Source organism: Variovorax sp. Varisp85, assembly GCF_047304045.1.
GTDB lineage: Bacteria > Pseudomonadota > Gammaproteobacteria > Burkholderiales > Burkholderiaceae_C > Variovorax.
This window is the reverse complement of sequence record NZ_JBGLYN010000076.1, coordinates 18,901-33,282: the sequence shown is the minus strand read 5'-3', so window position 1 is coordinate 33,282 and position 14,382 is coordinate 18,901. Positions and strand designations below refer to the sequence as shown.

The window sequence follows — 14,382 nt, the reverse complement described above, 5'->3', positions numbered from 1 at the left end:
GGGGGCCCAAGTAGCGCCGGCCGGCAGATCCATCTATCGAGCGCCGCTTGCCCCCACCCCTTCCCTCCCCCGGAAGGGGTGGGAGAAATGCCCGGGGGCTACGAAATCACGCGCAACGAGGGTTCACCAGCCTCCACACGGCCTATGACCGCCGCTCGCGCAAAGCCTTCGTCGCGGAAGATCTTCAGCACCGCATCGACCGCTTCGGGCGCACAGCTCACGAGCAGGCCGCCCGATGTCTGCGGATCGCTCAGCAAGTTCTGCGCGGTGGCCGGCAGGCCGGCTGCGAGTTCGATCTCTGCGCCATAACCCGCCCAGTTGCGCCCCGAGGCGCCAGTCACGAATCCTGCGCCAGCCATCGCCACCACGTTGTCGAGCAACGGCACCTTCGACCACTCGACCACCGCCCTCAGCTTTGCGCCGCGCGCCAGTTCGAGCGTGTGGCCCGCCAGCCCGAAGCCCGTGACGTCGGTCAGTGCGTGCACGCCGTCGAGCGCCGACAGCGCGATGCCCGGCGTGTTGAGCTTCGTCGTGTTCTCGATCAGCTGGCGGTAGCCCGTCTCGGACAGTTGCTCCTTCTTGAGCGCGGCCGACAGCACGCCCACGCCCAGCGGCTTGCCCAGCACCAGCACGTCGCCCGCCTTCGCATCGGCATTGCGCCGCACGCGGTCCGGGTGCACCAGACCCATCGCGACGAGGCCGTAGATCGGTTCGACCGAATCGATGGTGTGGCCGCCGGCAATCGGGATGCCAGCTGAGCGGCACACGTCCTGCCCGCCGCGTACGATCTCTGCGATGACTTCCACCGGCAGCTGGTTGATCGGCATGGCCACCAGGGCCAGCGCCATGATCGGCCGGCCGCCCATCGCGTACACGTCGCTGATCGCGTTGGTCGCGGCGATGCGGCCGAACTCGTAGGGATCGTCCACGATGGGCATGAAGAAGTCGGTGGTCGCGATCAGTGCCTGCTGGTCGTTGAGCCTGTACACAGCCGCGTCGTCGGCGGTCTCGATGCCCACCATGAGTTCGGGCGGAATCATGCCGCCGGCGTGGTTCTTCAGGATCTGCGACAGCACGCCGGGCGCGATCTTGCAGCCACAGCCACCGCCGTGCGAAAAACTCGTGAGGCGCAAGGGCGCGAGCGGGTTCATGAGCGTTGGGTTCATGGGCCGATTATCGAAGCGGCCCCGCTTTCTACAATCCCGTCCTTACCTTTCCCGTACCCGCTGCACGTTTTCGAGGCACATCCATGAAGAAGACAACTCTCACCCAGCTGGCGCTCGCGCTCGCCGTTTCCGTCGCCAGCTTCGGCGCCCTCGCCCAGGGCCTGCTGCGCGTCTCGGCCATTCCCGACGAGGCGCCCACCGAGCTGCAGCGCAAGTTCACCCCGCTGGGCGACTACCTCAAGAAGGAGACCGGCATGGACGTGCAGTTCACGCCCGTGACCGACTATGCAGCAGTGGTCGAGGGCCTGGCCACCAACAAGATCGACCTGGCCTGGCTCGGCGGCTTCACCTTCGTGCAGGCGCGCATTCGCACCAACGGCGGCGCGGTGCCGATCGTGCAGCGCGCAGAAGACGAGGTGTTCACCAGCAAGTTCATCGTGCCGGTGGACAGCACCGCGAAGACCCTGGCCGACCTGAAGGGCAAGACCTTCGCCTTCGGCGCGCCCTCGTCCACCTCGGGCAGCCTGATGCCGCGCTACTTCCTGCTGCAGGCCGGCATCAACCCCGAGAAGGACTTCAAGACGGTCGCCTTCTCGGGCGCGCACGACGCCACCGTGGCCTTCGTGGCCGCATCGCGCGCCGAGGCAGGCGTGCTCAACGCATCGGTGTGGGACAAGCTGGTCGAGTCGAAGAACCCCAACGCCGCCAAGGTGCGCGTGCTGGCAACCACGCCGACCTACTACGACTACAACTGGACGGTGCGCCCGGGCATGGACGCCACGCTGCAGAAGAAGCTGACCGACGCGTTCCTGAAGCTCGATCCGGCGAACCCGGCGCACAAGGAAATCATGGCGCTGCAACGTGCGAGCAAGTTCATCCCGACCAAGTCGTCGAACTACGACGGGATCGAGACGGCGGGGAAGTCGGCGGGTTTGATCAAGTGATTTTCTGGAAGGCGGGGGCACCCTCATCCCATACAGGGTCCGGCCGTTGGTTTTGGCTCCCTCTCCCTCTCCCGCTCGCGGGAGAGGGTTGGGGTGAGGGAACGCCCCCCGAAAGCCCCGCAGCGTGAGCTTCTCCCTCGATGCCATCGGCGTGGTCCACGCCAACGGCCAGCGCGCGCTGGCCGGAGTGACCCTCGCCGCGCAGGACGGCGAATGCATCGCCGTCATCGGCCCTTCGGGTGCCGGCAAGACCACGCTGCTGCGCGTACTCGGTGCGGCGCTGCGGCCCACGGAGGGCGCAGTGCAGGCATTGGGCGCACAGCCCTGGCAGTTGCCGGCCGCAGCGCTGAAGAAGCTGCGCGCCCGCATCGGCACCGTGCACCAGGCGCCACCGATCGCGCCACGCCTGCGCGTAGTCACCGCCGTGCTCACGGGCCGGCTCGGCGAATGGTCCACGCTGCGCGCGCTGGGCTCGCTGTTCTATCCCTCGGACATTGCCGGCGCGCACGAAGCGCTGTCGCGGCTGGCCATGGAAGACCGTCTGTTCGACCGCTGCGACCGCCTCTCGGGCGGGCAGCTGCAGCGCGTCGGCATCGCGCGCGCCCTGTACCAGCGCCCCGCCCTGCTGCTGGCCGATGAACCCGTGTCCGCGCTCGACCCCACGCTGGCCGACGCCGCCGTCGGCCAGCTCGTTGCGCAAAGCGAATCGACAGGGGCCACGCTGGTGGCCTCGCTGCATGCGGTGGACCTGGCGCTGCGCTGGTTCCCGCGCATCGTCGGCATGCGCAACGGGCAGGTGATGTTCGACCTGCCTGCCGCGCAAGTCACGGCCGCGATGCTCGACACGCTGTATGCGAGCGAAGGCGGCATCGCCATGCAGCGGCCGCTGCCGGCGGGCGCTGCGATGGAGGCGGCCTTCCACCGGCCGGACTGCCCTTGAGCTCGAACGCCATCGCGCAGCGCGACCCGCATGCGGCACGCCGGCTGGCCGGGTGGATCGCCGCGCTCGTCATCGCGTGGCCGATGCTGGCGCTGTCGGAGTTCAAGCCGTGGGCGCTGTTCGGCAGCGGCAACCTCGCCGTCATCGGCGGATTCCTGGCGGGCTTCTTTCCGCCCGAAGGCTCGCCCGCATTCCTCGCGATGCTCTTCAAGGCCACGCTCGAAACGCTGGCGATGGCCACGGCCGGCACCGCACTGGCGCTGCTGATCGGTGCGCCGCTCGGCTTCGTGACGACGCGTGCGCCGTCCATCTCGCGCATCGGCCCCGGGCCCGGCCGCATGCAGGCGGGCATCGTGCGGCAGGCCGCGCGCTGGCTGCTGATGGTGCTGCGCGCCATTCCGGAAATCGTCTGGGCGCTGCTGTTCGTGCGCGCGCTCGGGCTCGGCCCCGCCTCGGGCGTGCTGGCGCTGGCCATCACCTACGGCGGCATGCTGGGCAAGGTCTACGCGGAGATCCTCGAATCGACCGACACGCGCCCCGCGCGCGCCCTGCTCGAAAGCGGCAGCGGCCGGGTCGCGGCGCTGTGCTACGGCCTGCTGCCGAACACGGCGCAGGAGCTGGCTTCGTACACCGTCTACCGCTGGGAATGCGCGGTGCGCGCCTCGGTGGTGATGGGCTTCGTCGGCGCTGGCGGGCTGGGGCAGCTGATGGACCAGTCGATGAAGATGCTCAACGGCGGCGAGGCCAGCAGCATCCTGCTGGTGTTCCTCGCGCTGGTGTTGCTGGCCGACCTGCTGAGCAATGCACTGCGGAGGCTGCTGGCATGACGACGCCGCTGCCCCCGCGCCCGCCGCCGTGCTGGCGCTGCCGCATCGCGCTGCTGCTGATCGGCGCGGCGGTGGCCGCGAGCTTTGTCTACCTGGGCATCGACTACCGCGCGCTCGGCTCGTCGGAGTCGCTTCGGCTCATGGGCAGGTTCATCGCCGAGTTCTTCCCGCCCGACCTCTCGCCGGACTTCCTCGCCAAGGTGGGCAACGGTGCCTTGCAGACGCTGGCGGTGTCGGCCCTCGGTACGGTGCTGGCGGCCATTGCGGGTGCGGTGCTTGCGCTGCCTGCATCGGGCCGCACCGGCTGGCTGCCACGCCACGTGGCGCGATTCGTCCTCAACTTCCTGCGCAGCGTGCCCGAACTCGTGTGGGCCGCGCTGATGGTGCTGGCCGCGGGCATCGGCCCATTCGCCGGCGCGCTGGCCCTGTCGCTGCACACCACGGGCGTGCTGGGCCGCCTCTTCGCCGAAGCATTGGAAAACGCCCCGCGCGAACCCGAGCACGCGCTCACGCTCTCGGGCGCCAACGCGGTCACCGCCTTCAGCTACGCGAGCCTGCCCATCGTGCTGCCGCAATGGGTGGCCTACACGCTCTACCGATGGGAGATGAACATCCGCATGGCGGCCGTGCTGGGCTTCGTGGGCGGCGGCGGGCTGGGGCTGCTGCTGTACTTCCACCTGTCGATCTTCCAGCAGCAGCAGGCGATGACGGTGCTGATCGCGATGTTCGTGCTGGTCACCTTTGTCGACCTTGCCAGCGCTCGGTTGCGCAAGGGGCTGGGGCCTGCTTACGCTTGATGCGCTCCCGGTCAGGGGTGCGATCACGCCGACGGGGGACATTCGCGCAGGGGAGCACCCGGGGCCCTGTGCACGCACCCCGAACAGCAAGACCGACAATCGAGCCCATGAGGTTCCAGCCATGAGTCACCGCCAGCCCGTACGAGTCGCCGACCGCCACGCCTTCGACACGCTGATCGACGCCCGCTCGCCGGCCGAGTTCGCGCTCGACCACATTCCCGGCGCCATCAACTGCCCCGTGCTCGACGACGAGGAGCGGCACATCGTCGGCACCGTCTATGTGCAGACCGGCGCCTTCGAGGCCCGGCGCATCGGCGGCGCGATGGTCGCGGCCAACATCGCCAGGCACCTGCGCGAGACGCTGGCCGACCGGCCCGAGAACTGGAAGCCGCTGGTCTACTGCTGGCGCGGCGGCATGCGCAGCGGCTCGATGGTCACCTGGCTTCGTCTCGTCGGGTGGGATGCGCAGCAACTCGCGGGCGGCTACAAGAGCTTTCGCCGGCATGTGATCTCGCAAATCGACGCGCTGACGCCCAAGCTCGACCTGCGCGTGATCTGCGGCGCCACCGGCAGCGCGAAGACCCGCGTGCTGCATGCGCTGGCCGCGCGCGGTGCGCAGGTGCTCGACCTCGAAGATTTCGCCAGCCACAAGGGCTCGCTGCTGGGTTCGCTGCCGGGCGTGCCGCAGCCGTCGCAAAAGCATTTCGAGACGCGCATCGCGGCCGTGCTCGAAACCATCGACCTGTCGCGCCCGCTGTACGTCGAGGGCGAGAGCATTCGCATCGGGCGGCTGTCGCTGCCACTGTCGCTGGTGGCGCAGATGCGCGCGGCGCCGTGCATCGAGGTGTCCGCCACGCCCGAGGCGCGACTGGCCTACCTGCTGCGCGACTACGCCTACCTGGGCGACGACCGCAACGCGCTGGCCGACAAGCTCGGCGTGCTGAAGGAACTGCAGGGCAAGGAAACGGTGGCGCGCTGGCAGCAGTGGGCACACGAGGCCGACCTGCCGCACCTGTTCGCGGAACTGATGGCGCTGCACTACGACCCGCACTACCAGAAATCGCAGGAGCTGCACTTCCGCGCCTGGGCGCAGCGCCAGCGCGTGGCGGCGCCCGACCTGTCGGATCAGGGCATCGAGGCGGTGGCCGATGCAGTGCTGGCGCTCGGCGAACCTGCGAGCCCGTCGGCATAGAGCACGCCGCGCGGTGCGCGGCACAGGCCCCAGAAACGCAGGCCGCTGAGCTCGGCCATGCGCACACCCATCGAGGTCGGCGCGGAGATGGTCGCCATCGCCGCAATGCCCAGGCGCGCGCACTTGCGCACCAGTTCGTGGCTGCCGCGGCTGGACATCAGCACGAAGCCCGGCTCCTCGAGGCGGCCCGCCAGCGCGAGCTTGCCGAGCAGCTTGTCGAGCGCGTTGTGGCGGCCGACGTCTTCCATCAGGTCGGTGAGCTCGCCATCGATCGTGGCCCATGCGGCGGCATGGATCGCGCCGGCTTCGGCGTTGAGGATCTGGCGCGGCGGCATGGCGGCGAAGGCGCGCAGCACGGTGGCCAGATCGATGCGCTCGATCCAGTCGCGCGGCGGCACGCGCTGCGGCGTGAGGTCCAGCCCCGCGAAACTCTCGACACCGCACACGCCGCAGCCGGTACGACCCGCGAGGCTGCGGCGGCGGTCTTTCAGGCGCTCGAAGCTGCGCGTGGAAATCTCGAGCTGCACCTCGATGCCGGGCATGCCTTCGGGCAGGCCCGCGTCGGTGGCATCGACCGTGCGCGCCTCGACGCCGCGGCAGTCGGCCGCGGTGTCGAGGATGCCTTCGCTCAGTGCGAAGCCGAGCGCGAAGGCTTCGAGGTCTTGCGGCGTGGCCATCATCACCGCATGCGAGACGCCGTTGAACACCAGCGCCACCGGCACTTCGGCCGCCAGCGTGTCGTCGCGCACCACGCCTTCGGGCGCAACGCCGCGCTCGCCGAAGACATGCACGGCATGCCGCGAAAGCGGCGGCAGGGCGTCTTCGGGATCGGCGAGATTGGCGAGGTCTGGCTTCGACATGGTGGCTCCGGGTGGGCCTGCCATTGTCTGCTCAGTCGCGGTTCTCGTCCGCAAGGGGCGGCAGCGTTTGCACCTGGGCCCGTCCGGGCGCCTGGAGGTGTGCCACCCAGCGGTCGTCGTACTGCACCACCCGCACCCAGCCGGGGCCGCGCACGCCGCCGATGGCCGCATCGCCCATCAGCGTGAGCCGGCGCATCAGCACGCTGGCGCCCTGCCCTAGCCGCTTGCCCAGGCGCGGCAGCGAGACGCCGGTGCCGTCGGGCTCCTGCGCGAGCATGCGCAGGATGGCCACCGACAGGCTGTCCTGCAGCAGGGCACTCATGCCGCCACCATGCCGTCGGCTTCGTCCTCCGCCAGTTTCTGGATCGGCAGCTCGTGCGGCACCAGCACCACGGGAATGGACTTGGAAGTCGGCGTGCCCGCGTTCTCGGCCACCGACGACAGCGGCACCAGTGGGTTCGTTTCGGGGTAGTAGGCCGCGAGGTTGCCGCGCGGGATGTCGTACGCCACCAGCCTGAAACGGTCGGCGCGGCGCTCCTGGCCGTCGTTCCACACCGTCTGCAGATCGACCCAGTCGCCGTCCTTCATGCCCAGCGCCCGGATGTCCTCGGCGTTGATGAAGACCACGCGACGCTGGCCGAACACGCCGCGGTAGCGGTCGTCCATGCCGTAGATGGTGGTGTTGTACTGATCGTGCGAACGCGTGGTCAGCAGCGTGAAGACGATGGTGTCGCCCTTCTTCGCAAAGCGCGCGCGGGCGCGGTGCGAATGGGTGTCCAGCGGCACGGCGTGCGTGAAGAACACGGCCTTCTTCGACGCGGTGTTCCACACCCGCTCGCTCGCGGTGTTGCGCAGGCGGAAGCCGCCGGGGTGCGCGACACGCGCATTGAAATCCTTGAAGTCGTCGAACACGGCTTCGATCTTGTCGCGGATGCGGGCGTAGTCTTCGATCAGCGACAGCCACGGCGTCTTGCTGCGCGCGCCGAGGGTGGCGTCAGCAAGCCGCGCCACGATGGCCGGCTCGGACAGCAGGTGCTCCGACGCGGGCGGGTTGATGCCCATCGAGATGTGCACCATGCTCATCGAGTCTTCCACCGTCACGCCCTGGGGGCCGCCGGCCTGCATGTCGATCTCGGTGCGCCCCAGGCACGGCAGAATGATCGCCTCGCGCCCGTGGATCACGTGGCTGCGGTTGAGCTTGGTGGTCACGTGCACCGTGAGGTCGCACTTCTGCAGGCCCTTCCAGGTCTGGTAGGTGTCGGGCGTGGCCGCCGCGAAGTTGCCGCCGAGCGCGAAGAACACCTTGCCCTTGCCCTCGAGCATGAGTTGTATGGCCTCGACCGTGTCGACGCCATTGCGGCGCGGCGGCTCGAAACCGAACACCTGCTGCAGCCGATCGAGCAGCGCGGCAGGCGGCTTTTCCCAGATACCCATGGTGCGGTCGCCCTGCACGTTGCTGTGGCCGCGCACCGGGCAGGCGCCCGCGCCTTCGCGCCCCATGTGGCCGCACAGCATGAGCCAGTTGCCGATCATCTGGATGGTGGCCACCGAATGCTGGTGCTGCGTGATGCCCATGCCCCAGCAGGCGATGACCCTCTTCGCACCCAGGTACACGTCGGCCGCGGCGCGGATCTGCGCTTCGCTCAGCCCCGACTCCTGCACCAGGATGTCCCACGACTCGGCACGCAGGTCGGCCGCCAGAGCCTCGAAGCCGGTGGTGTGCGTGGCGATGAATTCATGGTCGAGCACCGGAGGCTCGCCGCGCGCCACGGCTGCGTCCTCGCGCTCGACGACGTGCTTCATCATCCCCTTGACGGCGGCAAAGTCGCCGCCCACGCGCAGCTGGAAGTAGTGCGTGCTGATGGGCGTGGAGCCCATGGTCGCCATCTCGAGCTTGTCCTGCGGATCGGCGAAGCGCTCCAGCCCGCGCTCGCGCAGCGGGTTGAAGCTCACGATGCGCGCGCCGCGCTTCGAGGCCGCGCGCAATTCGCCGAGCATGCGCGGATGGTTGGTGCCGGGGTTCTGGCCGAAGATGAAGATCGCGTCGGCCTTCTCGAAGTCATCGAGCGTGACCGTGCCCTTGCCCACGCCGAACTGCGGGCGCATGCCGCTGCCGCTGGGCTCGTGGCACATGTTCGAGCAGTCGGGAAAATTGTTGGTGCCGTACTCGCGCACGAACAGCTGGTAGAGGAAGGCGGCCTCGTTGCTCGCGCGGCCCGAGGTATAGAAGATGGCCTGGTCCGGATCAGGCAGCGCGTTCAGGTGCTTCGCGATGCGCGCGAAGGCGTCGTCCCATTCGATCGGCACGTACTTGTCGCTGGCCGCGTCGTACGCCATCGGGTGCGTGAGGCGGCCCTGGTCCTCGAGCCAGAAATCGCTCTGCTCGGCCAGTTGCGCCACGGTGTGCTTTGCAAAGAGTTCCGGGCCGGCACGCCGCGCAGTGGCTTCGGCCGCCACGGCCTTGACGCCGTTCTCGCAGAACTCGAACGTGGAGGCATGGTTGCGGTCGGGCCAGGCGCAGCCCGGGCAGTCGAAACCGTCCGGCTGGTTGGCCGAGAGCAGCGTCTTCGCGCCCTTGATGGGAATGTCCTGCCGCAGCAGCGCGTTGGTCACGCTGCGCAATGCGCCCCAACCGCCCGCGGGGCCCTTGTAAAACTCGATCTTCTGCTCACTGCTCATGCCGGCGAGTGTTCGCCGTGGGCCTGCGGAGCGTCAAATTGAATCGGGACATGCGGCGATTCAAAAAGGAAATGAAGCGAGGTCTCAGGCGCCTCGCGTGTCTTGCATCAGCAGCCCGCGCAACTTGCTGCGCAGCGGCGTCTCTTCCACAGCCTGCACGCCGGCGATCTCGCGCAACGCGAAGTCGCGGCTTTCAGCCGTGCGCAGGTCGATCTCGCGCACCACCTGCCCGTCCTTGTAGACAAAGGCCACGTCAGCCAGCGCGAGCACGTCCTCGATGTCGTGCGTGATCATCAGCACGGGAATGCCCCATTGCCTGCGCACTTGCGCGAGTTCGTTGCGCAACTCCGCGCGCAGCATGGGGTTGAGCGCGGCGAAGGGTTCGTCGAGCAGCAGCACCTGCGGCTCGCAGGCCAGCGCGCGCGCGAGCGCCACGCGCTGCTGCTGGCCGCCCGAGAGGTTCTGCGGCCGGCTGTCGGCCAGCGCCCCGAGGCCGAAGCTTTCGAGCAGGGCCTGCACGCGCTCGGCGTCTTTGGCGGCCGGCTTGCGACGGTGCCATGCGGTCAAGCCGAAGCCCACGTTCTCGCGCACGCTCAGGTGCGGGAACAGTGCGTAGTGCTGGAACAGGTAGCCGATGCGCCGCGCCGGTGCGGGCACGTCGATGCCCTGGGCCGCGTCGTACAGCGTGCGACCGTCGAGCCGCACGTGGCCGGCGCTGGGATGCAGCAGGCCGGCAATGGCCTGCAAGGTCAGCGACTTGCCTGCACCCGAAGGGCCGTAGAGCGCGGCGAAGGGCACGTCCGTGGCGAAACGCACGGCCAGATCGAAACGCCGGCGGCCGTCGGCTACCGTGAGCTTCAGGTCGACATCGATCATCCTTGCTGCTCCGGCGTTCTGGGGCGTGATACGCGTTTCGTTCCGGGGTGCGTGCGCAGGCCACCGGGTACTCCCCTCCGCGAATGTCCCCCGCTTCGCTCCTCCTTTATTTCGCTGCGGGGAGCACCCGGTGCCCTGCGCACAGGGCACGCTGCTGGTGTACCGCCGATCAACGACTGCTCTGTCCAACGCTCACGCCGATGGGGTGCCTTGCGCAGCGAAATAAAGGAGGAGGCCGCAGGCCGGGGGACATTCGCGGAGCAAGGTACCCCGTCGGCGTGAGCGCACCCCGAAGCACCCACAACGCGACGCATGAAACAACAGGATCTCATCTCGGGAGTCACGGCTTCCCGAACCCGTAACGCGTAAGCACTTCCTGCGCGGCGGGCGTCGAAAGAAAGGCGATGAAGTCACCGGCCAGCGCCTTCTGCCTGCTCTCGGCCACCACGGCGATGGGATACGTCACTGGCGTGTGGCCGTTGGGCGTGAAGGCGATCTTCACCTTGTCGCCGGCCACGGCCGCATCGGTACGGTAGACGAAGCCGGCCTCGACCTCGCCGCGGCTCACGTAGTCGAGCACCTGGCGCACGCTGTCGGCCTGCACGAACTTCGGTTCGAGCGCGGTCCAGAGGTTGGCGCTGTCCAGCACCTGCTTGGTGTAGCGGCCGACCGGGACGGTGGCGACCTTGCCGACGGCGATCTTCTTCACGTTCGCGCCGCCCAGGTCCTGCAGCGTCTTGACGCCCACGCCCTCCTTGGCGGGTTCAATGAGCACCAGGCTGTTGGTGACGAAGTCCTTGCGCGTGGCGGCGTCGACGGCCTTTTGCTCGACACCGCGGTTCATCGTTTCCTGGTCGGCGCTGGCGAACACGTCCACCGGCGCGCCCTGGCCGATCTGCTGCAGCAGCACGCCCGAGGCGGCGAAGTTGAAGCGCACCGTGGCGCCGGCCTTGGAAGCTTCGAACCTCGGCCCGATTTCCTTGAACGCGTCGGTCAGGCTCGCGGCGGCGGACACGGTGATCTGCTGCGCGCCTGCAGCCAGCGGCAGGGCGAGTGCGAGAACCAACGACAGAAGGCGGAACGGGCGCATGGTCAACTCCGGAATGATGGAGACGAAATCAGCGAAGCGAGAAGAAGCGGCTCGACAGCACCAGCACGGTGATCGACAGCAGCGAGGTCACGACGACCAGCAGCAGCGCGAGGTCGTCATGCCCGGCCTGCACAGCGTCGTAGATGGCCATCGACAGCGTCTGGGTCTGCTTGGGAATGGAGCCGGCCACCATCAGCGACGCACCGAACTCACCCATCGCGCGTGCGAACGCGAGCAGTGTGCCGGCCAGGATGCCGGGCCACGCCAGCGGCAGCGTGACGCGTAGGAAAACCGACAGCGGCGACTGCCGCAGCGTGCTGGCTGCGGCTTCGAGCGATCGGTCCACACCCGAGAATGCCGCGCTGGCCGACTTGAGTACCAGGGGCAACGCCACCACGGCCGAGGCCACCACGGCGCCGTGCCAGCTGAAGATGATGGTGTAGTCGAGGTGCTCGCGCAGCCACGCACCCAGCGGGCTGCGGCGCCCGGCCGCCACGAGGATGGCGTAGCCGATCACCGTGGGCGGCAGTACCAGCGGCAGCATGAACACGGCCTCGAGCACGGTGGCGCCGAAGAACTTCTTGCGTGCGAACACCCAGCCCAGCGCCACGCCCGCAATCAGCGCCAGCACGGTCGCGACCGCGGCGACCTTGAGCGACAGTGCCAGGGGTGACCAGTCGGTCGAGGCGATGAGGGCATTCGTCGTATTCATTGGGATACGACGGGATTGTTGCACGACGGACGCTGCCTCACCGCGAAGATGCACGGCGTGAGCTGCCCCATATACCGATCGATATAGCGTTACGGTGCCAGCAGCCGCGTCAGCGCACGGATGTCCGCCGCCGTGGCCAGCTTCGCCGCGTTTTCGATGGCACGGTAGTGCCTGACGACTTCCTCGCCCACCGGCGTGAGCGCGGTGCCGCCGCCGCGCGAGCCGCCGGCCGCGGTGTTCACGGCCGGCGAGACCAGTGCCTGGTTCATCTCGTCGATCAGCATCCACGCCCTGCGGTACGACATGCCCAGCAGGCGGGCCGCCGCCGAGATCGAACCGGTCTCGGCCACCGCTTCGAGCACGGCGATCTTGCCGGGGCCGATGGCGATGGCGTCGTCCCGGTATACGCGCAGACGGAACTGGACTTTGGATTTCATTTGGCGCGAAGGGTAAACCATGCCGCAAGGCTCGGCTCCCTTCGCGAAGCCCCGGGAAAGCGTTCCTAGTGGAAGAACTTCGCCGCGCTCACCAGCGTCTTGTAGACGCCCCAGGCCAACGGAATACCCACTGCCACCCATGCCAGCGCCACGACCGCAGGGCTCACCGTGTCGGCGCGGCCAGAGCCGCTGCCTACTTCGGCCGCAGAGGCCTTTTCGTGCGCCAGCCTCTTCTCGACCGCCAGTTCGGCATCGGTCATGAAGTGCTTGTCGGCCACCGGGCGCACCAGCAGGTTGGCGATGAAGCCGATCACCAGCATGCCCACGAGGATGTACATGGTCTGGTTGTAGACCTGCTCGCGCGGCAGGCCCAGGCCCAGTTGGTACTCGCGCATGTAGTTCACCACCACCGGGCCGAGGATGCCGGCCGTGGCCCACGCGGTGAGCAGGCGGCCATGGATGGCGCCCACGAACTGCGTGCCGAACAGGTCGGCGAGGTACGCCGGCACCGTGGCGAAGCCGCCGCCGTACATCGACACGATCACGCAGCAGGCGCCCACGAACAGCAGCTTGCTGCCCGCGCCGGCCGACGAGGGAATGCTCGCGTACAGGATGCCGCCGAGCACGAAGAACACCGTGTAGGTGAGCTTGCGGCCCAGCTTGTCCGACAGGCTGGCCCACACGAAGCGCCCGCCGATGTTGAACAGCGACAGCAGCGCCGTGAAGCCGCCCGCCACCACCGCGATGGCCGCGAGTTGCGTCTTGTCGAGCTGTCCGTACTTGGCCGGCAGGTCGATGAGCGCGCCGCCGAACACTTCCTGCAGCATCGGCGAGGCCATGCCGATCACGCCGATGCCGGCGCTCACGTTCATGCACAGCACCAGCCACACGAGCCAGAACTGCGGAATGCCCCAGACCTTCTTCACGTGCACGTGGCGCTGCGTGATCATGGTGTTGCTGGTCTGCGCCGGGGGCGGCGTCCAGCCTTCGGGCTTCCAGCCCGAGGGCGGCACGCGGTAGCCGAGCGCACCAGCCATCATGAACACGAAGTAGCCGAGCGCCATGACCACGAAGGTCTGCATCACACCCACGTCGGTGGCCGTGCTGAAGCGCTTCATCAGGTCGACCGCCAGCGGCGAGCCGATCATCGCGCCGCCGCCGAAGCCCATGATGGCCATGCCGGTGGCCATGCCGCGTCGGTCGGGGAACCACTTGATCAGCGTGCTCACCGGCGAGATGTAGCCGAGCCCGAGGCCGATGCCGCCGATCACGCCCGAGCCGAGGATCATCAGCCAGAACTGGTGCAGGTGGATGCCCACCGCCGACAACAGCATGCCGCCGCACCAGCACAGCGCCGACACCACGCCGGCCTTGCGCGGGCCCGCGCGTTCGAGCCAGCCGCCCCACAGGGCCGCCGAGCAGCCGAGGAAGACGAAGAACAGCGTGTACATCCAGCCCAGCGTGGCCACGCGCCAGTCGCAGTTCGTGGCGAACAGCTCGGCGAAGAAGCTCATGTCCTTGGCGCAGGCCTGGGCGCCGGTGCCGGCCGTGCCGAGCGCTTTCGACAGCGGCAGCCAGAACACCGAGAAGCCATACGCCATGCCGATGCACAGGTGAATAGCCAATGCGGCGGGCGGCACCAGCCAGCGGTTGAAGCCAGGGCCCGCGATGATGCGTTCCTTTTCCAGGAAGCCAGGTTGCGGTTGCGCCCCTCCTCCGACGATGCGATCTCCATCGAGAACGCCTGCAGTTAAGCCTGCCATATTTCTCCTTGTTGGCCGGATTTGTAACTCTTGTGTTTGAATCCGGGCCGAGGAGTGTGTCAGAACGTTTCTCGCTCCGTCAAATTCGTTCGGCGCATC

At 68.3% G+C, this 14,382-nt stretch carries 14 protein-coding genes; 5 read left to right on the top strand and 9 right to left on the bottom strand.

The window, feature by feature from the left end:
- Nucleotides 1-98: 98 nt before the first annotated feature.
- On the bottom strand, nucleotides 99-1,166 hold the full coding sequence (selD, locus tag ACCC97_RS24300; RefSeq protein ID WP_007839232.1) for a selenide, water dikinase SelD: 1,068 nt from the start codon (nucleotides 1,164-1,166) through the stop codon (nucleotides 99-101).
- A gap of 83 nt (nucleotides 1,167-1,249) precedes the next feature.
- Here selD and ACCC97_RS24295 point away from each other — a divergent pair, with 83 nt between their 5' ends.
- The 5 genes from ACCC97_RS24295 to mnmH all read left to right on the top strand — a co-directional run bounded on the left by ACCC97_RS24295 (nucleotide 1,250) and on the right by mnmH (nucleotide 5,866).
- The gene (locus ACCC97_RS24295; RefSeq protein WP_007839231.1) at nucleotides 1,250-2,110 is read left to right on the top strand and encodes a putative selenate ABC transporter substrate-binding protein; all 861 of its coding nucleotides are present in this window, start codon (nucleotides 1,250-1,252) and stop codon (nucleotides 2,108-2,110) included.
- A 124-nt stretch (nucleotides 2,111-2,234) separates the two neighbouring features.
- Complete coding sequence (locus ACCC97_RS24290) at nucleotides 2,235-3,050, top strand: phosphonate ABC transporter ATP-binding protein (protein ID WP_007839230.1); 816 nt, start codon at nucleotides 2,235-2,237, stop codon at nucleotides 3,048-3,050.
- A complete protein-coding gene (locus tag ACCC97_RS24285) occupies nucleotides 3,047-3,877 on the top strand; it encodes a PhnE/PtxC family ABC transporter permease (RefSeq protein ID WP_413335509.1) in 831 nt (276 codons plus the stop codon). Before ACCC97_RS24290 ends, ACCC97_RS24285 begins: the two co-directional genes overlap by 4 nt.
- Complete coding sequence (phnE, locus tag ACCC97_RS24280) at nucleotides 3,874-4,674, top strand: phosphonate ABC transporter, permease protein PhnE (RefSeq protein ID WP_413335508.1); 801 nt, start codon at nucleotides 3,874-3,876, stop codon at nucleotides 4,672-4,674. The genes ACCC97_RS24285 and phnE overlap by 4 nt, the downstream gene beginning before the upstream one ends.
- A 121-nt stretch (nucleotides 4,675-4,795) precedes the next feature.
- Nucleotides 4,796-5,866, top strand: coding sequence for a tRNA 2-selenouridine(34) synthase MnmH (gene mnmH / locus ACCC97_RS24275; RefSeq protein ID WP_413335506.1), 1,071 nt, complete (start codon nucleotides 4,796-4,798; stop codon nucleotides 5,864-5,866).
- Here mnmH and fdhD read toward each other — a convergent pair.
- From fdhD to ACCC97_RS24235, 8 genes are all read right to left on the bottom strand, one after another.
- Nucleotides 5,800-6,726, bottom strand: coding sequence for a formate dehydrogenase accessory sulfurtransferase FdhD (gene fdhD / locus ACCC97_RS24270; protein ID WP_007839222.1), 927 nt, complete (start codon nucleotides 6,724-6,726; stop codon nucleotides 5,800-5,802). The genes mnmH and fdhD overlap by 67 nt on opposite strands.
- A 31-nt stretch (nucleotides 6,727-6,757) precedes the next feature.
- On the bottom strand, nucleotides 6,758-7,048 hold the full coding sequence (locus ACCC97_RS24265) for a hypothetical protein (RefSeq protein WP_007839221.1): 291 nt from the start codon (nucleotides 7,046-7,048) through the stop codon (nucleotides 6,758-6,760).
- Nucleotides 7,045-9,405, bottom strand: a complete 2,361-nt coding sequence (locus ACCC97_RS24260; RefSeq protein WP_007839220.1) for an FdhF/YdeP family oxidoreductase — start codon at nucleotides 9,403-9,405, stop codon at nucleotides 7,045-7,047. Before ACCC97_RS24260 ends, ACCC97_RS24265 begins: the two co-directional genes overlap by 4 nt.
- A gap of 84 nt (nucleotides 9,406-9,489) precedes the next feature.
- Nucleotides 9,490-10,281 carry an ABC transporter ATP-binding protein gene (locus ACCC97_RS24255; protein WP_007839219.1) on the bottom strand — a complete coding sequence of 264 codons (792 nt, stop codon included), beginning with the start codon at nucleotides 10,279-10,281 and terminating at the stop codon, nucleotides 9,490-9,492.
- 340 nt (nucleotides 10,282-10,621) lie between these two features.
- Nucleotides 10,622-11,371, bottom strand: a complete 750-nt coding sequence (gene modA, locus ACCC97_RS24250) for a molybdate ABC transporter substrate-binding protein (protein ID WP_413335503.1) — start codon at nucleotides 11,369-11,371, stop codon at nucleotides 10,622-10,624.
- Between the two features lie 28 nt (nucleotides 11,372-11,399).
- Nucleotides 11,400-12,083, bottom strand: coding sequence for a molybdate ABC transporter permease subunit (gene modB / locus ACCC97_RS24245; protein WP_007838579.1), 684 nt, complete (start codon nucleotides 12,081-12,083; stop codon nucleotides 11,400-11,402).
- Nucleotides 12,084-12,172: 89 nt separating this feature from the next.
- Nucleotides 12,173-12,520: a winged helix-turn-helix domain-containing protein gene (locus ACCC97_RS24240; protein WP_042674408.1), complete on the bottom strand. Its 348-nt coding sequence runs from the start codon at nucleotides 12,518-12,520 to the stop codon at nucleotides 12,173-12,175.
- Between the two features lie 65 nt (nucleotides 12,521-12,585).
- Complete coding sequence (locus ACCC97_RS24235; RefSeq protein WP_413335500.1) at nucleotides 12,586-14,283, bottom strand: OFA family MFS transporter; 1,698 nt, start codon at nucleotides 14,281-14,283, stop codon at nucleotides 12,586-12,588.
- Between the last annotated feature and the right edge of the window lie 99 nt (nucleotides 14,284-14,382).

Bases quoted from the DNA above. Each gene is read 5' to 3' on its own strand.
- selD (WP_007839232.1), bottom strand. From the start codon at position 1,166: ATGAACCCAACGCTCATGAACCCGCTCGCGCCCTTGCGCCTCACGAGT.
- ACCC97_RS24295 (WP_007839231.1), top strand. From the start codon at position 1,250: ATGAAGAAGACAACTCTCACCCAGCTGGCGCTCGCGCTCGCCGTTTCC.
- phnE (WP_413335508.1), top strand. From the start codon at position 3,874: ATGACGACGCCGCTGCCCCCGCGCCCGCCGCCGTGCTGGCGCTGCCGC.
- mnmH (WP_413335506.1), top strand. From the start codon at position 4,796: ATGAGTCACCGCCAGCCCGTACGAGTCGCCGACCGCCACGCCTTCGAC.
- fdhD (WP_007839222.1), bottom strand. From the start codon at position 6,726: ATGTCGAAGCCAGACCTCGCCAATCTCGCCGATCCCGAAGACGCCCTG.
- ACCC97_RS24265 (WP_007839221.1), bottom strand. From the start codon at position 7,048: ATGAGTGCCCTGCTGCAGGACAGCCTGTCGGTGGCCATCCTGCGCATG.
- ACCC97_RS24260 (WP_007839220.1), bottom strand. From the start codon at position 9,405: ATGAGCAGTGAGCAGAAGATCGAGTTTTACAAGGGCCCCGCGGGCGGT.
- ACCC97_RS24255 (WP_007839219.1), bottom strand. From the start codon at position 10,281: ATGATCGATGTCGACCTGAAGCTCACGGTAGCCGACGGCCGCCGGCGT.
- modA (WP_413335503.1), bottom strand. From the start codon at position 11,371: ATGCGCCCGTTCCGCCTTCTGTCGTTGGTTCTCGCACTCGCCCTGCCG.
- modB (WP_007838579.1), bottom strand. From the start codon at position 12,083: ATGAATACGACGAATGCCCTCATCGCCTCGACCGACTGGTCACCCCTG.
- ACCC97_RS24240 (WP_042674408.1), bottom strand. From the start codon at position 12,520: ATGAAATCCAAAGTCCAGTTCCGTCTGCGCGTATACCGGGACGACGCC.
- ACCC97_RS24235 (WP_413335500.1), bottom strand. From the start codon at position 14,283: ATGGCAGGCTTAACTGCAGGCGTTCTCGATGGAGATCGCATCGTCGGA.